Raw genomic sequence first — 20550 nt, 5'->3', positions numbered from 1 at the left:
ACCCGCTACCCCGCCAGCGCCCGCACGACCCGCGACGGGCTCGGCCGCCCGAGCCGTTCCGCCATCCACACCGACGTCTCGACCAGCTTGTCGAGGTCCACGCCGGTCTTCACGCCCAGCCCGTCCAGCATCCACACCAGGTCCTCGGTGGCGAGGTTCCCGGTCGCCGACTCCGCGTACGGGCACCCGCCGAGCCCACCGGCCGACGAGTCCACGGTCGTGACGCCGCACCGCAACGCGGCCAGCGTGTTCGACAGCGCCTGGCCGTAGGTGTCGTGGAAGTGCACGGCGAGCCGGGAGACGTCGCTGAACTCGCCCAGCAGCGCCTCGACCTGGCCCGGCGTGGCGACACCGATCGTGTCGCCGAGCGAGAGCTGCGAGCAGCCCAGGTCCAGCAGCCGTTCGCCGACGGCCACGACCTGGGAGCGGGGCACCGCGCCCTCCCACGGGTCGCCGAAGCACATCGACACGTACCCGCGCACCGACAGGCCCGCCGCCAGCGCACGGGTCACCGTCGGCTCGAACATCTCGAACTGCGAGTCCAGCGTCCGGTTCAGGTTGCGCGAGGCGAACGTCTCGGTGGCCGACGCGAAGATCGCGATGTGCGTGACGCCGGCCTCCAGTGCGCGGTCGAGGCCGCGCTCGTTCGGCACCAGCACCGGGTAGGTGACCCCGGCCCTGCGGTCGAGGCCGGCCAGCAGCTCGGCGGCGTCGGCCAGCTGCGGCACCCACTTCGGGTGCACGAAGGACGTGGCTTCCAGGACGGACAGACCGGCGGTCGCCAGGCGGTCGAGGAACTCGATCTTCACCTCGACCGGCACGACCGCGGACTCGTTCTGCAGGCCGTCCCGCGCGCCGACCTCCCAGATCGTCACCGACGACGGCAGCGAACCGGAGCCGACCACGTCGGGCAGGCCGACCTCACGCGCGCCCATTGATGGTCCTCTGCTCGAAGTCGTCTTCGGGGTTGTCGTTCATCTCGCGGTACAGCAAGGTGTGCACCTTCTCCACGGACGGTACGTCGTCGATCGGGATCGGCGCGTCCGACGCCGACTCGACGACCAGGGTGCCGCAGCCGAGCACGCGGTCGACGAGGCTCTGCTCGAACCGGACGCTGTTCACCCGCGACAGCGGGATGTCCAGGCCGGTGCGCTTGACCACGCCCTCGCGGTAGATCACCCGGTCCGAGGTGATCACGAGGTGGGTCGTCCGCCAGCGGGCCAGCGGCACGAGCGTCAGCCCGACGACCAGCAGCAGCGCGACGACCGCCAGCACGGTCCAGGCGATGCCCGCCCACGACAGGTCACCGACGAGCCCGGCCAGGTACGTGCCGAGCACGACCACCACCAGCAGCCAGAACACCGGGAGGACCAGCACCTTCCAGTGCGGGCGCCGGTGGATCACGACGTGCTCGCCGGAGCTCAGCAGGTCGTCGGGGTAGGCCATGGGACAACCCTAGCTACGCAGGGCGCAAATGCACCACGTCACCAGCGGACACGCCGTGGTCGACGCCGTCGGTGCCGCGCACGACGAGGGTGCCGTCGGGCTCGATCCGCTGGGCCGTGCCTTCGAGCTGCACGCCACCGGCGAGCTCGACGCGCACGCGTTGCCCGACGGTCGCGCAGTGCTCCTGGTACTCCTCCAGCACACCGGACTCCACGGCGTCGCCACCGTTCTTGCGCCACACGCCTTCCAGCCCCGCCAGCTCGACGAGCAACCGGAAGGCCAGCTCGCCGCGGTCCAGCTCGCTCGCGCCCACGTCGGCCAGCGACGTCGGGGCGAGCCCACCCGGCGCGGGCTGCACGTCGTCCGGCAGGGCCGCGACGTTCAGGCCGATGCCGACCACGACGGCCGGCTCCACGCCCGCGGTGATCTCGGACAGGATTCCGGCGCCCTTCTCGCCCTTGGCGCCGAGCAGCAGGTCGTTGGGCCACTTCAGCGCCGCCTCGACCCCGGTCGAGTGGGCCACCCGCACGAGCGCCAGCCCGGCGATGAGGTTCAGCCACGGCAGCCGCTGCGCCGACACGTCCGCCGGCCGGAACAGCACGCTGACGTACAGCCCGCCCTCCGGCGACGACCAGCTGCGCCCGCGCCGGCCCTGCCCCGCGCTCTGCTCCAGCGCGATCAGCACGGAGCGGTCCCGCGCGCCCGCGACGGCGGCGGCGGTGAGGTCCGCGTTCGTGGAGGCGGTGGTCTGCACGACGTCGAGCGCGGCGTACGGACCGTGGGGTGCGACCAGCCGCGCGCGCAGCGCTTCGGCGTCGAGTGCGGTGTCCATCGCGCCAGGCTATTGGAACGGAAGAGGGTACGTGCGATCGAACACGACCAACAGGTTGCCGTGACCTGGACAACTGCACGGGGCAGTTCAGCAATGGTCTCGTTAGGCTGCGAGCCCATGAGCAGTGCGACCGAGCCGATCGGAAGCGTCCCCGGCGACGCTTCAGGCGCTCCCGACGTCCACACCACCGCGGGCAAGCTCGTTGACCTCTACCGGCGCAACGACGAGGCGGTCCACGCCGGCTCGGCGCGCGCGGTCGAGAAGCAGCACGCGAAGGGCAAGAAGACCGCCCGCGAGCGCATCGACCTCCTGCTCGACCCCGGCTCGTTCGTCGAGCTGGACGAGCTGGCGCGGCACCGCTCCACGAACTTCGGGCAGGAGACCAACCGCCCGTACGGCGACGGCGTGGTGACCGGTTACGGCACCGTCGACGGCCGTCCGGTGTGCGTGTTCTCCCAGGACGTCACGGTGTTCGGCGGCTCGCTCGGCGAGGTCTACGGCGAGAAGATCGTCAAGGTCATGGACCTGGCGATCAAGACCGGCCGCCCGATCATCGGCATCAACGAGGGCGGCGGCGCGCGCATTCAGGAGGGCGTCGTCTCGCTCGGCCTGTACGGCGAGATCTTCACCCGCAACGTCCGCGCGTCCGGCGTGATCCCGCAGATCTCGCTGATCATGGGCTCGAACGCGGGCGGGCACGTCTACTCCCCCGCGCTGACCGACTTCGTGGTGATGGTCGACCAGACCTCGCACATGTTCATCACCGGCCCGGACGTCATCAAGACGGTCACCGGCGAGGACGTGACGTTCGAGGAGCTGGGCGGCGGCCGCACGCACAACACCAGGTCCGGCAACGCGCACTACCTCGGCAGCGACGAGGAGGACGCCATCGCGTACGTGAAGGAGCTCCTCTCGTACCTGCCGTCGAACAACCTGTCCGACGCGCCCGCGTTCGAGCCCACCCTGGCCGCCGGCTCGATCTCCGACTCGATCACCGACGACGACCGCGCGCTGGACACGCTCATCCCGGACTCCGCGAACCAGCCGTACGACATGCACGAGGTCATCAACCGCGTGCTCGACGACGGCGACTTCCTGGAGGTCCAGCCGCTGTTCGCGCCGAACATCCTGGTCGGCTTCGGCCGCGTGGACGGCCACTCCGTCGGCGTCGTCGCGAACCAGCCCACCCAGTTCGCCGGCTGCCTCGACATCGACGCCTCCGAGAAGGCCGCGCGGTTCGTGCGCACCTGCGACGCGTTCAACATCCCGGTGCTGACGTTCGTGGACGTGCCCGGCTTCCTGCCCGGCACCGACCAGGAGTGGAACGGCATCATCCGCCGCGGCGCCAAGCTGATCTACGCCTACGCCGAGGCCACCGTCCCGCTCGTCACCGTCATCACCCGCAAGGCTTACGGCGGCGCGTACGACGTCATGGGCTCCAAGCACCTCGGCGCCGACATCAACCTCGCGTGGCCCACCGCGCAGATCGCCGTCATGGGTGCGTCCGGCGCGGCGAACATCGTGCACCGCAAGAAGCTGGCCGCTGCGGCAGCCGGTGGTGAGGACGTCGACGCGTTGCGCGGCCGGTTGCAGCAGGAGTACGAGGACGCGCTGTGCAACCCGTACGTGGCCGCCGAGCGCGGGTACGTCGACTCGGTGATCCCGCCGTCCTACACGCGCGGGTACGTGGCGCGGGCGTTGTCGATGCTGCGGGACAAGCGGGAGACGTTGCCGCCCAAGAAGCACGGGAACATCCCGCTGTGAGCGCCGCGGACGAGCAGGCCGCTCCCGAACGGCCGTTGCTGCGGGTCGTCAAGGGCGCGCCGGACGACTACGAGCTGGCGGCGCTGACGGCCGTCGTGGCCGGGCTGGCCGCGGGTGGGCCGGTCGAGGACGCGCCGGCGCCGCGGTCGGAGTGGGCCAACCCCGCCCGGCGGGTGCGCAGGCCGTTGCAGCACGGGCCGGGGGCGTGGCGCGCCTCGGGTCTCCCCGGCTGATCCGGCGTCTGCAAGTACCACCGACTGCCAGTCGGTGGTACTTGCAGACGCCTTCTGGCTAGCAGGGAACGCGGCGGCTCGTGAAGTCGAGGCCCACGGCCACCTCCCGGCACCGTTCCTCACCGTCCACCCTCAGCTTCAACGTCCAGAACACGCTGCCGTACGACTCGGTCGTGCGCAGCACCTGTGCGTCCTGTGTGGGCAGTGGCTGCCGGGACCGCAGCGCGGGTTCGACCTGTGCCAGCAACGCGTTCTCCGCGCGGTCGGCAGGGTTGGCGAACGGCCAGACGGGTACGCCGTAGCCGATGGGGTCGCTCGCGAGCACGCCTCCGACGGCACCGGCGCCGAGGAGGGCGCCGAGCGCGACGAGGAGTGCGGCGGTCCGTCTGCGCTTGCCGTCGCGATCGGGACCGCGTTCGGTGAGGACAAGCACCCAGCGCTTCACCCCACCGAGGGTGCCGACGGAAGAGGAGAGCGCGCATCAGTAGTCCTACGCAATCAGCAGACCGGGCTGCCTGGCGTGCCGTGTACGCCCTTTGCGTCGGTTTCTTCATGACGTTGCTGGACACCACGATCGTCAACGTCGCGATGCCCTCGATGCAGGCCGGGCTCGGTGCCTCGCTGAACGACATCATCTGGGTGAACAGCGCCTACCTGCTGGCGTTCGCCGTGCCGCTGCTGATGACCGGCCGGCTCGGTGACCGGTACGGGCCGAAGCGGCTCTACCTGATCGGGCTGCTGCTGTTCGTGCTCGCCTCGCTGGCGTGCGGGCTCGCGGGCAGCTCCACGGCGCTCATCGCCGCCCGCGCGGTGCAGGGGCTGGGGGCCGCGGCCATGACGCCGCAGACGATGGCGTTCATCACGCACCTGTTCCCGGCGGACCGGCGGGGTGCCGCGCTGGGCACGTGGGGCTCGGTCGCGGGACTGGCCACGGTCTCGGGACCGCTGCTGGGCGGTGTGCTGGTCACGCACCTGGGGTGGCAGTGGATCTTTTTCGTGAACATCCCGATCGGGGTGGTCGCGCTGGTCCTGCTCGCGCTGTGGGTGCCGGACCTGCGGCCCGGCCGGGCGCACCGGTTCGACGTGCTGGGCGTGGTGCTGTGCTGCGCGGGGCTCGGGCTCGTGGTGTTCGGCATCCAGAACGGCGAGCACTACGGGTGGGGGCGGGTCGCGGGACCGGTCACGATCCCCGAGGTCGTGGTGGCCGGGGTGGTGGTGCTGGTGGCGTTCGTGCTCTGGCAGGCGGCCCCGCGCAACCCGGAGCCGCTGCTGCCGCTGCGGATCTTCCGCAACCGCAACTTCTCGCTCGGCAACGTCGCGAACATCGCCATCGGGTTCACGGTCACCGCCTTCTTCGTGGCGCTGGTGCTGTTCCTGCAGACCGTGCCGAAGCTGTCGCCGCTGATGGCGGGCCTGGTCACGGCGCCGGCGTCGCTGATGTCCGGCACCACGGCGATCTTCGCGGGGCGCTGGTCGAACCGGGCGAACGCCAAGGTGCTGCCGATCAGCGGGTTCGTGCTGCTGGCGGTGAGCATCGGCACGATGACGTTCCTCCTGCACGACGGCAACCAGTGGGTGCTGGTCCCCTCGCTCGTCGCGCTGGGCGTCGGCATGGGGCTGGTGTACTCGCCGCTCACGAACATCTCCATCCGCACGGTCGACCGGTCGCTGCTCGGTGCGGGTTCGGGCATCTACAACACCTCGCGGCAGTTCGGGAACGTGCTGGGCAGCGCCGCGATGGGCGCGGTGCTGCAGGTGGTGCTGGCCGCGACCGGCGACTTCACCACGGCGGTGCGGGCGACGTTCTGGATGCTGATCGCGGTGCTCCTGGTCGGGCTGGTCGCCGCGGTGGCCTTCCGGCCCGTGACCCCGGCGACCGCACCCCCGGGGAGCGCACCGCCCGTGCCAGACTCCGGGCGTGCACCTGATCCTGGCCTCCCAGTCCCCCGCTCGTCTTAGCGTGCTGCGGGCGGCGGGCATCGAGCCCGTCGTCCGCGTGTCCGGTGTCGACGAGGACGCGCTGGTCGCCTCGCTCACCGACCCGACGCCCGAGGAGACGGTGGTCGCGCTGTCCGCGGCCAAGGCGGAGGCGGTCGAGCACGACGACGAGTGCGTGGTGATCGGCTGCGACTCGATGCTGCTGTTCGAGGGCGAGCTGGTCGGCAAGCCGGGCACGGTCGAGGTCGCGCGGGAGCGGTGGCAGCGGGTGGCCGGCAAGAGCGGTGTGCTGATCACCGGGCACACCGTGCTGCGGGTGTCCGGCGGGGAGGTGGTCGGCCGGGCGTCCGCGGCCGAGTCGACGACCGTGCGGTTCGGCACGCCGGCCGCCGAGGAGCTGGAGGCCTACCTCGCGACCGGTGAGCCGCTGCACGTCGCGGGCGGCTTCACGATCGACGGGCTGGGCGGCTGGTTCATCGACGGCATCGACGGCGACCACACCTCGGTGATCGGCATCAGCCTGCCGCTCACCCGGCGGCTGCTGGGCCGGTTGGGTGTTCCGGTGTCCACACTCTGGTAGCCCTGGTCACACTTCCTCCCAACAGGGAAGATTGCCCCCAGCGGACGCGTTGGGGGTACGCGGTGAACGAGTATTTGACGCGTCGTCGGACCATCGACCACGGACGCAGGACGAGCACGGGCTGTACGGGCTGACCGCCCCCAGCCCCCTTTCGCTCATCCCTGCCCAGGAGATGTTCCAGTGTCGATCGTCCAGACATACCGCAAACCCAAGGTCTTCGGCCTGACCGTGCTCGCCGCGCTCGTCCTCGGCGCGCTGGCCGGCTGGCTCGGGAAGGGCACGTGGCTCGCACCCGTGCTCGCCTGGATCGGCGGCAACTTCACCAAGCTGCTCCAGCTCACCGTCATCCCGCTCGTGTTCACGGCGATCGTCGTCGGCATCGCGTCGCTGCGGCACCTCGGCGGCGGTCGCACCGCCGCGCGCCTGGGCGGCAAGACGTTCCTGTGGTTCGGCATCACGTCGCTGGTCGCCGTGCTGATCGGCCTCGCCGTCGGCGCGGTCCTCAAGCCCGGCCAGGGCGTGCAGATCGAACCCGCCGCCGGTGCCGTCGACAAGCTCGCCAAGCGCGCGTCCGGCTCGTGGAGCGCGCTGCTCGACAACCTGGTCCCGTCGAACATCTTCAGCGCCTTCACCGAGGGCGACGTGCTGCAGGTCGTGTTCATCGCGGTGCTCGTCGGCTTCGCGGCCTACGCGCTCGGCGACAAGGCCGCGCCGTTCACGAACCTGGTCCGCTCGTTCTTCGACATCGTGCAGAAGGTCGTCGGCTGGATCATCCTGCTGGCCCCGATCGGCATCTTCGGCCTCATCGGCAACGCCGTCGCCACGTACGGCAACTCGTTCGTGCGGCCGCTGTTCTCGTTGATCGTCGCCGTCTACCTCGGCACCGCGATCGTGCTGTTCGTCGTCTACCCGGTGCTGCTGAAGTTCGTCGGCAAGGTCTCGCCGGTCGAGTTCTTCCGCAAGTCGTGGACGGCCATCCAGTTCGCGTTCGTGTCCCGCTCGTCGGGCGCCACGCTCCCGTTGTCCCGCAAGGCAGCCACGGACCTCGGCGTCTCGCAGGAGTACGCGAACTTCGCCGTGCCGCTGGGCACCACCACCAAGATGGACGGCTGCGCCGCGGTCTACCCGGCCGTCGCGACGATCTTCATCGCGAACCTGTTCGGCATCCAGCTCTCGGTGTGGCAGTACGTCGGCATCGTCGCGGTGGCCGTGTTCGGCGCGTTCGCGACCGCCGGCACCACCGGCTGGTACACGATGCTCACCCTGACGCTGGGCGTCATCGGCCTGCCGCCGCAGGTGATCGCGACCGGTGTGGCCGTGGTCTACGCGATCGACCCGATCCTCGACATGATGCGCACCGCGACGAACGTGGCCGGGCAGATCACCGTGCCGGTCGTGGTCGCCCGCAGCGAGGGCCTGATCGAGGACGGCGCTCCCGCCGAGAAGGAACTGATCAACGCCTGACGCCTAGGCGTCGGTGCAGGGACGGAGCTGGGACAACCTCGGCGCCGGTGCGGGCCAGCCTGGCAGCTGCTCCCGCGCCGGCGCCGCCTGCGTGCAGCCGATGTCCGGACCGAGTGCGCTGAACACCTGCACGAACGCGTCGCGGCACTGACCGCCGCACGCGAGCTGCGCGGCGACGATGTCCGCGACGCCGTCCTCGTCGACGTCGTGCAGCCCCAGGTAGGCCGCGCTCGCCAGGTACGTCGTCTGGATGCGCGACCACGTGCCGTTCTTGCGGACCAGCACCTCGCCGAGCACCTCGTCGTTGTGCGGGCCGCGCACCAGGCACACGCTGACCGCCGACGCGTGGCACAGCAACGAGTCGGCGGTGATCGTCGCGCCCGCCTCGGCGGTGGTCATCTCGAAGATGAACGTGCCGGTCTCCCCGGTCACCCTGATCCGCCCGCCGCCGGTGCCGCCGAGCAGCTCCACCATGTCGCCGCCGACCGACCTGCCCACGACGGACTGGCAGACGGTGGTGCCGCAGCGCATTCCCCCGCCGCTGCCGGACTGGCCCGAACCGGTGTGGTCGGGACGCTGGGAGTAGGCGAACACCAGCCCCGCGACGACCACGGCGGCAGCGACGACGGCGACCACCCGCGAGGACCTGGCTGCACCCACAGAGCAGATTGTGGCGGATGGGCCCACGATGGATGTGAAGTGAGCCGTCTCTCCCTCTCCCCGTTCACCGGTTTCCGTAGACTGCGGCACCAGCCAGAGCCGTAATTGCCGGTCCCAGCAGGAGGTACGACGCCGTGTCGCTGCGCAAGGTCCTCATCGCCAACCGCGGTGAGATCGCCGTCCGGGTCATCCGCGCCTGCAAGGACGCCGGGCTGACGAGCGTCGCCGTCTACGCCGACCCCGACCGGGACGCGCCGTTCGTCCGGCTCGCCGACGAGGCGTTCGCGCTCGGCGGGAACACCCCCGGCGAGAGCTACCTGTCGATCGAGAAGGTGCTGGCCGCCGCAGCGCAGTCCGGTGCCGACTCCGTGCACCCCGGTTACGGCTTCCTGTCCGAGAACGCCGAGTTCGCGCAGGCCGTGCTGGACGCGGGCCTGGTCTGGGTCGGCCCGACCCCGCAGGCGATCCGCGACCTCGGCGACAAGGTGACCGCGCGGCACATCGCGATGCGCGCCGGCGCGCCGCTGGTGCCCGGCACCAAGGACCCGGTGTCCGGCCCCGACGAGATCATCGCGTTCGCCGAGGAGAACGGCCTGCCGATCGCGATCAAGGCCGCGTTCGGCGGCGGTGGCCGCGGCCTGAAGGTCGCGCGGACGCTGGAGGAGATCCCCGAGCTGTTCGACTCCGCGGTGCGCGAGGCCGTCACGGCGTTCGGCCGCGGCGAGTGCTTCGTCGAGCGGTACCTGGACAAGCCGCGCCACGTCGAGGCCCAGGTGCTCGCGGACACGCACGGCAACGTGATCGTCGTCGGCACCCGCGACTGCTCCCTGCAGCGCCGCCACCAGAAGCTCGTCGAGGAGGCGCCCGCGCCGTTCCTGACCGACGAGCAGCGCGCCACCATCCACTCGTCGGCCAAGGCGATCTGCCTGGAGGCCGGCTACCACGGCGCCGGCACCGTCGAGTACCTCGTGGGCCTCGACGGGTCGATCTCGTTCCTGGAGGTCAACACCCGACTGCAGGTCGAACACCCGGTGTCGGAGGAGACCACGGGCCTCGACCTGGTGCGCGAGCAGTTCCGCATCGCCGCGGGCGAGAAGCTGCGGTACACCGAGGACCCGGCGCCCCGCGCGCACTCGATCGAGTTCCGGATCAACGGTGAGGACGCCGGCCGCGGCTTCCTGCCGGCGCCGGGCACCGTGACCACGTTCGTGGCGCCGTCCGGGCCGGGCGTGCGCGTGGACGCCGGTGTGGAGAGCGGTTCCGTGATCGGCGGGCAGTTCGACTCGCTGCTGGCCAAGCTGGTCGTGACCGGCGAGACCCGCGAGGAGGCCCTGGCGAGGGCCCGGCGCGCGCTGGACGAGATGGTCGTCGACGGCATGGCGACCGTGCTGCCGTTCCACCGCGTGATCGTGCGCGACGCGGCGTTCACCGCCGAGAAGCCCGAGGGCTTCACCGTGCACACGCGGTGGATCGAGACGGAGTTCGACAACCGGATCCCGCCGTTCTCCGGTGGCGCGGACGCCGCCGCCGAGGAGGCGCCGCGGCAGACCGTGGTGGTCGAGGTCGGCGGGCGGCGGTTGGAGGTGTCGCTGCCGGGTGACCTCGCGGTGGGCGCGCGTCCGGCCGCCGGTGGTGCCGCCGTGAAGAAGCCGGCGAAGGCCAAGCGCGCGGGCGGCGGGTCGGCGGCGGTGTCCGGTGACGCGGTGGCGGCGCCGATGCAGGGCACCATCGTGAAGGTGGCCGTGGAGGACGGGCAGACCGTCGCGGCCGGGGACCTGATCGTGGTGCTGGAGGCCATGAAGATGGAGAACCCGGTGACGGCGCACAAGGCGGGCACCGTGACGGGGCTGGCGGCCGCGCCCGGTGACCCGATCACCCAGGGCACCGTGATCTGCGAGCTGAAGGACTGACAGCTCAAGCATCTGCGGGGGAAGCAGGGTGGGGGCTCGCCTACCATTGAGGGGTGAGCGACCCGGCACGGGACATCCGCATCGGCGACACCGAGCGCAGCCAGGCGTTGCAGGTGCTCGGTGAGCACATGAGCGCGGGCCGCATCGACGTGGACGAGTACGGCGAGCGGTCCGCGCGGATCACCACCGCGAAGACCCGCGGTGAGCTGCTCGCGCAGTTCCGCGACCTGCCGGACCCGCGGCCGCAGTTCGCCGTGCCGACGCCGATGTTCGACCAGCCCTCGGCCGTGCCCGCGCGCCGCTGGGAGGGCGCGGTGGTGCCGGTGGTCGGGGTCGCCGTGGTGATCGCGTTCTTCGTGCTCGTCAAGAACCCGCTGATCTTCCTGCTCATCCCCGCCGTCGCGATCCTGTGGGGGCAGTGGAACGGGCGCCGGCGGTGAAACCGCTGCTGCTGCTCGACCTCGACGGGGTGCTGCGCGCGTACCCGCCGACCCCGCCGGACATCGCCGCCGTCGCGTTCGAGCCCGGTCTGCTGCACCGGGCCGTCACCGGTGAGATCACCGACGCGCAGTGGCAGGACGAGATCGCCAGGACGATCCCCCGCGAACGGGTCGACGCGTGGGCGGCGGGCGGTGAGGTCGTTCCCGAGGCCCTGCACCTGGCCCGGCTGGCACGCCGGCAGTGCTTCGTGGCGCTGCTGTCGAACGCGACCACGCGGCTGGAGGCGGACCTGGCCGTGCTCGGGCTCGACGGGGAGTTCGACGCGGTCTTCAACTCCTCCCGCCTGGGCGTCGCGAAGCCGGACCCCGCGATCTACCGGCGGGTGCTCGACGAGCTCGGCCGCACCACGGCGGTGTTCTGCGACGACAGCGAGGAGAACGCCGTCGCGGCGACCGCGGCTGGGTTGGACGGCGTGCACGTGCCGGACGTGCGGGCGCTGCGGGTGGCGCTGGCCACGCGCGGGCTGATCCCGCCGACCGTGCTGCTGGTGCTGCCCGACCGCGACGAGGCCGAGGAGCTCGCCACCGAGCTGCTGGGAGAGGGCTGGGCGCCCGTGCGGGTACACCGGGACATGCTGGCCGGTGAGGACGACGCCGAGGACGTGGACTGGGTGGTCGAGCTGACCACCGCACCGGACGGCTCCCCCGCCTCCGCGCACCGCGACGAGCTCGACGAGCTGGCGGAGCGGCACGACGGGTTCGCCGCGGAGCACTAGCCTCACCCGCGTGGAAGCAGTCGAGATCAACGCCGGCGAGTACTACCTGAGGGCGTTCCGGCGGGACGACCGGATCAACGACGTCCCGGCGATCACGGCCGCGTTCGCCGACGAGGAGACGCGCCGGTACATGCCGAGGATGGGGCTGCACAACGAGGCGGCGGCCGAGATCTTCATCGACTACCTGACCAACGGCTGGACCTACGAGCAGCGCGTCTCGTGGGCGGTGTGCGACGCGACGACGGCCGAGCTGCTGGCCGGTGTGGTGATCCGCGACCTGGACCTGAAGTTCGGGCTCGGCGAGATCACCTGCTGGACGCAGCCGGAGCACCGCGGCCGTGGCGTGCTGACGATCGCGCTGAACTCGACGCTCGCGTTCGCGTTCGGCGGGCTGGGCGTGCACCGGGTCGCCTACCGGCACGCGGCGTCGAACAAGGCGTCGCAGCGCGTCGCGGAGAAGTGCGGGTTCACCCTGGAGGGTCGACTTCGCGACGAGGCGATAGTCGATGAGCAGCGAGAAGACATGTTGCTCTGGTCTCGCCTGGCCACGGACCCCTTCCCGGAGCAGCTACGGTGACCGGCCATGCGGATCCGAGCGCTCCTCACCGCCGCGGTGGTGGTGCCGGCGCTGGCGCTGACCGGGTGCACGACCGGGCCTGAACGCAGCTCCGGCGACAGCAGTGCCCCGCCGCCGGCGCCCACGTCCTCGGCGACCAGGCCGTCCCTGCCGCCCCGGCCGCTGGCGGTCCCGCTGGACGAGGTCGACCCGTGCGCGGTGCTGACCGCCGACCAGCGCACGGCGCTGAGCCTGGACAGCCCGCCGAACCCGTACGTCGAGACGAGCTTCAACGGCGCGAAGGCGTGCTCGATCCGCAGCACGACCAGCGGCAACGTCGCCCGCCTCGCGCTCGTCCTGGTCTCCGGCGCCGACGTGTGGATCTCGGAGAACGCCCAGGTCGAGTACGTCATCGGGGCGATCGAGGGGTTCGCGGCGATTACTGTCCGCACACCCGGGATCGACGACGTCTGCAACGTCGAGGTCGACGTCGCCGAGGGCCAGTTCCTCGACGTCATGTTCCGCGACGGCGGCAATTCCAGTGGCGCGCAACAAGATCATTTGTGTCTCGGGGCCCAGCGGGTGGCGGAGGCCGCGATGGCCAGTTTGACCCAGAAGCGCTGACCCACACGGGGGGAAGTCACCCGTTGCACTCCACAGCGTTACCTTCGGTGGTTAGAGTGGCTGAGCGCTTGCAAGCACAACCGCCGGAGGTTCCACCATGCCGCCAGGGGGACGCAGCGGGGCTGACTCCTCGCCGCCCGTCCAGCACGAGCTGAACGTGGAGCCGGACGCGATCCCCGCGTTGCGCAGCACCTTCTCAGCCGCGTTGACGAAGCTCGACAAGCAGATCGAGCTCGCCGTCACCGAGTTCCGGGTCCGCCCGTGGGCCGGCGACCCGGTCAGCGCCGAGGCAGCGGAGAAGTTCAACGAGCGGTCGGTCACCGACGGCGACTCCGCCCTCGAGGCGCTGCAGAACTACCAGCGGCAGCTGAAGACGGCGATGGACAACCTGAACCAGATCGAACGCCAGTACCGCGTGGTCGAGGGCGACAACACGGGCCTGATGGGGAAGAGTGGTTGCTGAGATGGTGGAGCACCGCTGGCAGGGCTACAGCCACGAGGAACTCTACGCGCGCATCCACGCCGGTCCCGGCGCTGCTGCCTCGCACACCTCGGTCGAGCGCTGGGCCGGTGTGTCCAGTGCGCTGAGCGAGATCAACGACGACCTGCACCGCGGCATCGCGAAGTCCGGCGCCCGGTGGCAGGGCAGGGCGGCCGAGCAGGCCGCCGCCGGCATGAACCCGCTCGCCGCCTGGGCCGACGGCGCCCGCGGCGGAGCCGACGTCATGCGCTACTCGGCCGAGCTGCAGGCCGACCACATCGCCAAGGCCCGCGCCGACATGCCCGCGCCGGTGAAGGTGACGGCGGAGCAGCCGAACGCGCTGGTCAGCGGCATCGTGCACCTCTTCGGCGGCCAGACCGACCACGAGCAGCAGGAGGCGGCAGCGGACTCCGCGGAGCGCCGCGCCCGTGAGGTCATGGCCACCTACGCGTCGTCCACGACGGCGAACACCTCGACGCTGGGCCAGTTCACCCAGCCTCCGCAGCTGCAGATCAGCGCCTCGGGCATCACGTCGAGCAGCGGCCCCGGCGTGCACACGCCCGGTGGCTGGGTCTTCGGCCCGCACGGCGGCACGGGCACCGGTCCGCGCACCCGCACGGGCTCCGGCTCGCGCGGCTCGACCACCGCGCCCCCGCGTGGCGGCAGCGGCACCGCTCCGGGCACCACGACCCGCAGCTCGGGCGTGTCGCCCGCGGCGACCACGGGCAGGGGCACCGGTTCGACGTCGCTGTCCTCGGCCGGCCCGGCCGGCACCGCGGGCACGTCCGGTCCGGCGGGCACCGGCGCGGCCGGCGTCGGCACCACGGGCGCCGTGCCCGGTCAGCGCACCGGCAACCGCTCTTCGTCCTCGGCCGGCACCGGTGAGGTGAAGGAGATGGAGGAGGGCGCGACCGCGTCGTCGTCGGCGGCCGTCGGCCAGATGGTCGGCCACACCGCGACGGTCAACAACGCGGGTGGCGCCCACGGTTCGTCGATGGGCCCGCTGGGCACCGTCGGCGGGCAGAACAACGACCGCGTGCACCAGCGCTCCGTGCCGTTGCCGCAGTCGTACGACCCGTTCGGCGGCATGGGCCCGCGCAAGGGCGAGGACGAAGAGGACCTTGAGCACAAGGCCGCCGACTACCTGCGCGAACGCGATGACATCTACGGGATCGGCAGCTACGCGCTGCCGGTGATCGGGGAGAGCACGACCGACTGATGACGCTGCTGGGCCTGGACCTCGGGACGAGTGACACGCGCGACCCGGTGGTCATCTCCGCGCTGGAGTTCGACGTCCTCTGGGAGCACCTCGGCCTGGAGACGATGCCGCTGGTGCTCAAGGTGCCCTCACCGGGCAAGACCCGCGAGGAACGCCGCGTGCTCGAGGACCAGGTCTGGCGCCAGCTCGGCGCCCGCGGCCTGGGCGGCCCGCGGTCGCTGGACCCGACCCTGGAAGACCTGCTGCACGTCCTCAACCGCCCGCAGCGGGAGATCGACGCCCGCCTCTGGCTGCACGAGCGCAGCGTCCGCCTGCTGGCGGCCGGCAAGGGCCAGGCCGGTGTGCTCGCCGTCCTCGACGGCGGCCAGCTCCTGCTGCGCCCCGCGGAGGCCGACGGGCTGCCCCGTGAGGCCCTGACCGTCCTGCCGTCCGCGCCGGCCGGGGAGGGCCACTCCATCACCCTGCCGTCGGCGGACCTGGACGCGGCGGCCTCCTCGGCGGCCTCACCCGAGGACCTGGAGGCCGAGCTGCGCTCCCGCGGCCTGCGCGCCGACGACGCCCACGCGCTGGCCGACATGGTCCGCGACGCCACGCACCGCGGCCAGTTCGGCGCGGCGGCCCGCGACAAGTGGGGCAAGCGGGTGCGGCCGGACCGGGTGATCTCGTTCTACGACACGCCTCAGGGCCGCTACCTGCAGATGCGCCGGGCCTCGGAGGGCAGGCCGCCGTGGTCGACGATCACCCCGGTGGACTACCGCCGGCTGCACCACCACCTGGTGGAGCTGCTGGAAGAGGCCACCGGCCAGCCGTTCTGACCCGTCACGCGCCCCTTCGCCCGCCTGCTGAGGTGCACGCGGGGAGCTTTCGTGCGCTGTGAGCGCACGAAAGGGCCCCGCGTGAGGGCAGCGGCGCGGGGCGCGCAGGGAGAGGGAGCTAGGGGCCGATGCCCTGGCAGGGGCGGGTCCGCAGGTCGTTGACGTAGTCGTGCGGAGCGCCGGCGGCCTCGGCCGCGTCCGCCACGACGCCGATGTACCGGGCGGAGGGCAGGCCGCCCTCGTACGCGTCGAGGACGTACAGCCAGGCCACCACGGACCCTTCGAGGGTCTGCACCCGCAGCCTGATCTTCTTGTACAGCCCGAGCGCCCCCTCCCACCGGTCCAGGCGCGACTCGTCGCGCGGTGAGACGTCGTAGAGCACGCAGAACGTCTGCTGGTCCGGCTCTTCGACGATGGTGGCGAGCGCACCCTCCCAGCCGAGGTCCTCGCCGCCGAAGGTCAGACGCCAACCCACGAGCCAGCCGGTCCCCGCGAGCGGGGAGTACGGGGCTCGCTCCATCATCTGGTTCGGATCCATGTTCGACCCGTACGCGGCATAGAGCGGCACGTCCGACAGAGTAGCGACTCGACGATCAGCTTTCGGTCCTGGCGACACGGCGGTTCGCGACAACGCGTACGGTTGTCCCGGCCAGCAAGCACGCAGAAGGGAACTGATCGTGACCCGCATCGTCATCATGGGCGGCGGACCCGCAGGTTACGAGGCAGCCCTGGTTGCGGCTCAGCACAGCGCTGACGTGACCCTGGTGGAGACCGACGGGGCGGGTGGCGCGTGCGTGCTGTACGACTGCGTGCCGTCGAAGACCTTCATCGCGTCGGCGGGGGCCCGCAGCGCCTTCCGCAACGCCGGTGAGCTGGGCATCCAGACCAACAACGACCAGGCGGCGGTCGACCTGCCGGTCGTGCACGGCCGGGTGAAGGGGCTCGCCCTCGCCCAGTCCGCCGACGTGCGGGCGCGGTTGCAGCGCGAGGGCGTGCGGCTGATCAACGGCCGGGCCCGGTTCGCGGACGGTTCGAAGGGGCTGGCCCAGCACCGCGTGGTCGCGACGACCCCGGACGGTGCCGAGGAGGTCCTGACCGCCGATGTGGTGCTCATCGCAACGGGTGCCACCCCGCGCGTCCTGCAGGGCGCCGAGCCGGACGGCAAGCGCGTCCTGACCTGGCGGCAGATCTACGACCTGCCCGAGCTGCCCGAGCACCTGGCCGTCATCGGCTCCGGTGTGACCGGTGTGGAGTTCGCCAGCGCCTACACCGAGATGGGCGTGAAGGTGACGATGGTCTCCAGCCGGGACCGGGTGCTCCCCCACGAGGACGCCGACGCGGCCGCGGTGCTGGAGGACGTGTTCGCCGAGCGCGGCACGGCCGTGGTCAAGCACGCGCGCGCGGACAAGGTCGAGAACGTCGGCGACGGCGTCCTGATCCACCTGGAAGACGGTCGCACGATCGAGGCGTCGCACGCCCTGATGACCGTCGGTTCCGTCCCGAACACCGACGACATCGGTCTCGACAAGATCGGCATCGAGCTCGGGCGCGGCGGTTACATCCCGGTCGACCGGGTCAGCCGCACGAACGTCAGCGGCGTCTACGCGGCCGGCGACTGCACCGGTGTGCTGCTGCTCGCCTCGGTCGCCGCCATGCAGGGCCGCATCGCCATGTGGCACGCGCTGGGCGAGGGCGTCAGCCCGATCAAGCTCAAGACCGTCGCCGCGAACGTCTTCACCAACCCCGAGATCGCGAGCGTCGGCATCAGCCAGCAGGCGATCGACTCGGGCGAGGTGCCGGCCCGCACGATCATGCTGCCGCTCGCCACGAACCCCCGCGCCAAGATGGAGGGTCTGCGCCGAGGCTTCGTGAAGCTGTTCTGCCGCCCGGCCACCGGCGTGGTCATCGGCGGTGTCGTGGTGGCGCCGAACGCGAGCGAGCTGATCCTGCCGATCGCGCTGGCCGTGCAGAACCAGCTGACCGTCGAGCACCTCGCGACGACGTTCTCCGTCTACCCGTCGCTCTCGGGCTCCATCACCGAGTCCGGCCGCCAGCTCATGCGGCACGACGATCTCGACTAGGTAGCTCAGACCTCCCCCGGCAACCGAGGCGCCCTCCGGGGCGTCTTCGGGGTGCGAGTTCCACTCAGGGGGAGAAACAGATGAAGCGCATTTTCGCGACCGTCGTCGCGCTCGGAGCCACGTTCGCATTCGCACATGCAGCGGGTGCACAGGAGAACGCCGGGTTCACCCTGGACAGGAGCGAGTACCTGCCGGGCGCACCGGTCGGGGTCACCGCTGACCAGGGGCACAACTGCGTCGGACCGGTCACCTCGAAGGGTTTCGCCGCGCCGATCGAGCTCGAGAAGAACCAGCCGAACCTCCTCGCAGGTCGCGGGACCGCTGTCGACCAGAACGGTGAGTACGAGGCCACGGCGACCTGCGGGGGCAAGCCGGTCACGGTCAAGTTCAGGGTGGTCGAGACGTTCTACTTCTTCCCGGACGACGTGGTCGAGGCGGGCGGCACCATCGACGTGCACCGGCAGGTCACGGCGATGTGCACGGGCCCGGTGACGTCCGCCGGGTTCGTCGAGCCGATCGACATCGTCTACAAGACCGAGGGATCGTTGCGGAACGGTCGCGGCAAGGTCGTCGACACGCCGGGGACCTACGAGGCGTCGATGCAGTGCTCCGGCCAGACCGCGACCAGGAAGTTCACGGTCAAGGCCAAGGCCGGACAGCCCGCGGCGAAGCCGAAGACGCCGATCGTGAAGCCCAAGGGCGCGCCGCAGACCGGCGGCGGGGGCACGGCCCGGTGAAGCGGCTCGCCATCGCGGTCGTGGTGGTGGCACTGGCGCTGCTCAGCGCCTGTGCCACCCCTCCCGCGGCAGAACCGCGGACGACCCCGCCGCCGAGCGGTTCACCGGCGCACCCGACCGGTTCCGCGGCACGAACGGTCGCCGAGAAGGGCATGCCACCGTCGGAACCGACCGAGGTGCGCATCCCGAAGATCGGCGCCACGTCGTCACTCGTCCCGCTCGGCCTGAACGCCGACGAGACGGTCGAGGTGCCGCCGGTCGAACAGCCGATGCAGGCCGGGTGGTACCGGCTCGCACGCACTCCCGGCGAGGCCGGTCCCGCGATCCTGCTGGGTCACGTCGACGGGCTGAAGAAGCCGGGGATCTTCTTCCGCCTCAAGGAACTGGTCGCCGGTGACGAGGTCGAGGTGTCCAGGAAGGACGGCACCACGGCCAGGTTCCGCGTGCGCAAGACCGAGCAGATCGCCAAGGCCGGTTTCCCCACCGAGGCCGTCTACGGCGACACCGCCGAACCCGAGCTGCGGCTGATCACCTGCGGGGGCAGCTTCGACGAGGCCGCGCACAGCTACCGGGACAACATCATCGTCTACGCGACGCTGATCTGAGGAAAAGGCCGCCTGTCGGCAACCGAACCGCCCGCTCGGGCGTGTTCGGTACCAGCAGTCCATGTGCCCGAGGGGGGAGAGACAGCCATGATCAGGTCAGTTGCCGCGCTCGCGGCCGTCGGCGTGGTGTTCGCGCTCACGCCGATCGCCGCTGCCCAGGAGGACGTCACGCCGAAGTTCTCGCTGGGGGGCGAGGTCTTCCCGCACGCTTCCGAGTTCACCGCGACGATCGAGGAGGGCACCTGCCCCGGCGGTCCGACGTCGCTCACGTCGCCCGGCTTCGCGACGTTCGACCTGGCCACCCTGCGCGGCAGGTTCGCCGACGTGCAGGGCCCGTTCGCGGCGTACCTGGAGTGCAAGGGCACCAGCGCACAGGGGGTCGTGCGCTACCGGCTGGACAAGCCGCAGCCGCCGGTGCCCCCGTTCGACGGCCGGTTCCTCGACAAGGAGGTGTACGCGCCGGGCGAGACGATCAAGGTGCAGGTCACCGGGTACTCGTTCTGCCCCACCGCCGAGTCGAACGGCTTCGTCGCACCGATCAGCCTCCCGAACAACCCCGGGGGCAGCGCGCACGGCGAAGGCAAGGCGACCGGCACGCCAGGAACGTACGAAGCGACGGTCCACTGCTACAAGAACCAGACCTTCGTGAACACGTTCACCGTCAAGGCCCCGCCGACCACCCCGCCGACCTCCACGACGCCTCCGGCAGCGCCCACGGCCAAGCCCAAGCCGCCCATCGTGAAGCCCAAGGGCGCGCCGCAGACCGGTGGAGGCGGCACGGCCTGATCACAGTTCGGCACTGTCCTGGCCGGACGAGCAACCCGACCACTGGATGTGCGTCAATGGGTTCGTGGGGACTCGTGTCTTGATCGCGGTGCTGAGCGTGGCCCTGGCCGGCACCGCCTGCTCGCAGCCGGCGCCGAAGCCGACGGCTGCGACGAGCGAGAGCGCACCGCCGCCGGTGGTGTCGCCGCTCGGCAACTCGGATCCGATGGAGCTGAGAGTCGAGCGCATCGGCGTGCGGTCCTCGCTGATCCAGCTGCCCCTCGGCGCGGACGGCGCCGTGCAGATGCCCCCGGCCAACGAGGGCATGCAGGCCGGCTGGCACCAGACGCAACCGAAGCAGTGGATCATCGTCGGGCGGATCGAGAGCAACGGGGCCCGCGGCGTGTTCTACCGGCTGAACGACCTGGCAGAGGGCGACGTCGTCGAGGTGTCCAAGAAGGACGGTTCGGTGGCGCGGTTCACGGTGACGCGCACCGAGCGGGTCATCCGCGACGACTACTTCGCCGAGGCCGTGGCGAAGGACGCGGACCAGCAGGGGCTGCGGCTGATCACGTGCGGCACCCGCGACAACGTGATCGTGCACGCTGTTTGACGGCGAGTTCG

Annotated in this window: 24 protein-coding genes; 18 read left to right on the top strand and 6 right to left on the bottom strand. The window is 71.2% G+C overall.

All coding sequences use genetic code 11. From position 1 onward, the window contains the following. Nucleotides 1-5: 5 nt before the first annotated feature. Genes ACZ7CF_RS18775 through ACZ7CF_RS18765 form a run of 3 tightly spaced genes read right to left on the bottom strand, consistent with a single transcriptional unit; the run spans nucleotide 6 to nucleotide 2278 of the window. Entirely contained in the window at nucleotides 6-935 is a 930-nt protein-coding gene (locus ACZ7CF_RS18775; protein ID WP_470370115.1) for a hydroxymethylglutaryl-CoA lyase, read from the bottom strand. Then, nucleotides 922-1446, bottom strand: coding sequence for a PH domain-containing protein (locus ACZ7CF_RS18770; protein WP_360394880.1), 525 nt, complete (start codon nucleotides 1444-1446; stop codon nucleotides 922-924). The genes ACZ7CF_RS18775 and ACZ7CF_RS18770 overlap by 14 nt, the downstream gene beginning before the upstream one ends. Before the next feature lie 13 nt (nucleotides 1447-1459). After that, nucleotides 1460-2278 carry a biotin--[acetyl-CoA-carboxylase] ligase gene (locus tag ACZ7CF_RS18765; protein ID WP_470370114.1) on the bottom strand — a complete coding sequence of 273 codons (819 nt, stop codon included), beginning with the start codon at nucleotides 2276-2278 and terminating at the stop codon, nucleotides 1460-1462. Between the two features lie 117 nt (nucleotides 2279-2395). On the opposite strand from ACZ7CF_RS18765, the gene ACZ7CF_RS18760 reads away from it, so the two are divergent. Together ACZ7CF_RS18760 and ACZ7CF_RS18755 are read left to right on the top strand one after the other, a co-directional pair. Then, nucleotides 2396-4042, top strand: a complete 1647-nt coding sequence (locus ACZ7CF_RS18760) for an acyl-CoA carboxylase subunit beta (RefSeq protein ID WP_360394875.1) — start codon at nucleotides 2396-2398, stop codon at nucleotides 4040-4042. Further along, nucleotides 4039-4275: an acyl-CoA carboxylase subunit epsilon gene (locus tag ACZ7CF_RS18755; protein WP_470370113.1), complete on the top strand. Its 237-nt coding sequence runs from the start codon at nucleotides 4039-4041 to the stop codon at nucleotides 4273-4275. Before ACZ7CF_RS18760 ends, ACZ7CF_RS18755 begins: the two co-directional genes overlap by 4 nt. Nucleotides 4276-4333: 58 nt before the next feature. On the opposite strand, the gene ACZ7CF_RS18750 is transcribed toward ACZ7CF_RS18755, so the two are convergent. Beyond that, nucleotides 4334-4720, bottom strand: a complete 387-nt coding sequence (locus tag ACZ7CF_RS18750; RefSeq protein WP_470370112.1) for a hypothetical protein — start codon at nucleotides 4718-4720, stop codon at nucleotides 4334-4336. Nucleotides 4721-4800: 80 nt separating this feature from the next. Here ACZ7CF_RS18750 and ACZ7CF_RS18745 point away from each other — a divergent pair, with 80 nt between their 5' ends. The 3 genes from ACZ7CF_RS18745 (at nucleotide 4801) to ACZ7CF_RS18735 (ending at nucleotide 8257) form a co-directional block, all read left to right on the top strand. After that, entirely contained in the window at nucleotides 4801-6234 is a 1434-nt protein-coding gene (locus tag ACZ7CF_RS18745) for an MFS transporter (protein ID WP_470370111.1), read from the top strand. Then, nucleotides 6194-6793 carry a Maf family protein gene (locus ACZ7CF_RS18740; protein WP_360401714.1) on the top strand — a complete coding sequence of 200 codons (600 nt, stop codon included), beginning with the start codon at nucleotides 6194-6196 and terminating at the stop codon, nucleotides 6791-6793. Before ACZ7CF_RS18745 ends, ACZ7CF_RS18740 begins: the two co-directional genes overlap by 41 nt. A gap of 180 nt (nucleotides 6794-6973) precedes the next feature. Further along, complete coding sequence (locus ACZ7CF_RS18735) at nucleotides 6974-8257, top strand: dicarboxylate/amino acid:cation symporter (RefSeq protein ID WP_360401711.1); 1284 nt, start codon at nucleotides 6974-6976, stop codon at nucleotides 8255-8257. Between the two features lie 3 nt (nucleotides 8258-8260). Here the strand turns inward: ACZ7CF_RS18735 and ACZ7CF_RS18730 are convergent, their stop codons facing one another. Continuing rightward, a complete protein-coding gene (locus ACZ7CF_RS18730; RefSeq protein WP_360401708.1) occupies nucleotides 8261-8917 on the bottom strand; it encodes a hypothetical protein in 657 nt (218 codons plus the stop codon). A 134-nt stretch (nucleotides 8918-9051) separates the two neighbouring features. On the opposite strand from ACZ7CF_RS18730, the gene ACZ7CF_RS18725 reads away from it, so the two are divergent. From ACZ7CF_RS18725 to ACZ7CF_RS18690, 8 genes are all read left to right on the top strand, one after another. Continuing rightward, nucleotides 9052-10827 (top strand): acetyl/propionyl/methylcrotonyl-CoA carboxylase subunit alpha, encoded by a 1776-nt coding sequence (locus ACZ7CF_RS18725; protein WP_360401705.1) that lies wholly within the window; start codon nucleotides 9052-9054, stop codon nucleotides 10825-10827. A gap of 53 nt (nucleotides 10828-10880) precedes the next feature. Further along, the gene (locus tag ACZ7CF_RS18720) at nucleotides 10881-11267 is read left to right on the top strand and encodes a DUF1707 SHOCT-like domain-containing protein (RefSeq protein ID WP_360401702.1); all 387 of its coding nucleotides are present in this window, start codon (nucleotides 10881-10883) and stop codon (nucleotides 11265-11267) included. Continuing rightward, nucleotides 11264-12043: an HAD-IA family hydrolase gene (locus ACZ7CF_RS18715; protein WP_470370110.1), complete on the top strand. Its 780-nt coding sequence runs from the start codon at nucleotides 11264-11266 to the stop codon at nucleotides 12041-12043. The genes ACZ7CF_RS18720 and ACZ7CF_RS18715 overlap by 4 nt, the downstream gene beginning before the upstream one ends. 10 nt (nucleotides 12044-12053) lie before the next feature. Then, complete coding sequence (locus tag ACZ7CF_RS18710; protein WP_458430284.1) at nucleotides 12054-12620, top strand: GNAT family N-acetyltransferase; 567 nt, start codon at nucleotides 12054-12056, stop codon at nucleotides 12618-12620. Between the two features lie 6 nt (nucleotides 12621-12626). Then, nucleotides 12627-13223: a DUF3558 domain-containing protein gene (locus ACZ7CF_RS18705; RefSeq protein WP_458430283.1), complete on the top strand. Its 597-nt coding sequence runs from the start codon at nucleotides 12627-12629 to the stop codon at nucleotides 13221-13223. A gap of 97 nt (nucleotides 13224-13320) precedes the next feature. Continuing rightward, the gene (locus ACZ7CF_RS18700; RefSeq protein ID WP_360401690.1) at nucleotides 13321-13686 is read left to right on the top strand and encodes a transcriptional regulator; all 366 of its coding nucleotides are present in this window, start codon (nucleotides 13321-13323) and stop codon (nucleotides 13684-13686) included. A gap of 1 nt (nucleotide 13687) precedes the next feature. Further along, nucleotides 13688-14923 (top strand): PPE domain-containing protein, encoded by a 1236-nt coding sequence (locus ACZ7CF_RS18695; RefSeq protein WP_470370109.1) that lies wholly within the window; start codon nucleotides 13688-13690, stop codon nucleotides 14921-14923. Then, nucleotides 14923-15738, top strand: a complete 816-nt coding sequence (locus ACZ7CF_RS18690) for an ESX secretion-associated protein EspG (RefSeq protein ID WP_470370108.1) — start codon at nucleotides 14923-14925, stop codon at nucleotides 15736-15738. Before ACZ7CF_RS18695 ends, ACZ7CF_RS18690 begins: the two co-directional genes overlap by 1 nt. Before the next feature lie 118 nt (nucleotides 15739-15856). Here ACZ7CF_RS18690 and ACZ7CF_RS18685 read toward each other — a convergent pair whose 3' ends face one another. Continuing rightward, nucleotides 15857-16306 (bottom strand): gamma-glutamylcyclotransferase family protein, encoded by a 450-nt coding sequence (locus ACZ7CF_RS18685; protein ID WP_360401681.1) that lies wholly within the window; start codon nucleotides 16304-16306, stop codon nucleotides 15857-15859. 109 nt (nucleotides 16307-16415) lie between these two features. Here ACZ7CF_RS18685 and ACZ7CF_RS18680 point away from each other — a divergent pair, with 109 nt between their 5' ends. From ACZ7CF_RS18680 to ACZ7CF_RS18660, 5 genes are all read left to right on the top strand, one after another. Continuing rightward, entirely contained in the window at nucleotides 16416-17819 is a 1404-nt protein-coding gene (locus ACZ7CF_RS18680) for an NAD(P)H-quinone dehydrogenase (protein WP_360401678.1), read from the top strand. 80 nt (nucleotides 17820-17899) lie between these two features. Next, nucleotides 17900-18556 carry a hypothetical protein gene (locus ACZ7CF_RS18675; protein ID WP_360401675.1) on the top strand — a complete coding sequence of 219 codons (657 nt, stop codon included), beginning with the start codon at nucleotides 17900-17902 and terminating at the stop codon, nucleotides 18554-18556. Continuing rightward, nucleotides 18553-19161, top strand: a complete 609-nt coding sequence (locus tag ACZ7CF_RS18670) for a class F sortase (protein WP_360401672.1) — start codon at nucleotides 18553-18555, stop codon at nucleotides 19159-19161. The genes ACZ7CF_RS18675 and ACZ7CF_RS18670 overlap by 4 nt, the downstream gene beginning before the upstream one ends. Before the next feature lie 87 nt (nucleotides 19162-19248). Continuing rightward, the gene (locus tag ACZ7CF_RS18665; RefSeq protein WP_458430280.1) at nucleotides 19249-19947 is read left to right on the top strand and encodes a hypothetical protein; all 699 of its coding nucleotides are present in this window, start codon (nucleotides 19249-19251) and stop codon (nucleotides 19945-19947) included. Nucleotides 19948-20011: 64 nt separating this feature from the next. Then, a complete protein-coding gene (locus tag ACZ7CF_RS18660) occupies nucleotides 20012-20539 on the top strand; it encodes a sortase domain-containing protein (RefSeq protein ID WP_360401666.1) in 528 nt (175 codons plus the stop codon). Nucleotides 20540-20550: the final 11 nt, after the last annotated feature.

It is taken from the genome of Lentzea sp. NPDC036955 (assembly GCF_055608005.1).
This window is presented reverse-complemented; position numbering and strand designations above follow the sequence as displayed.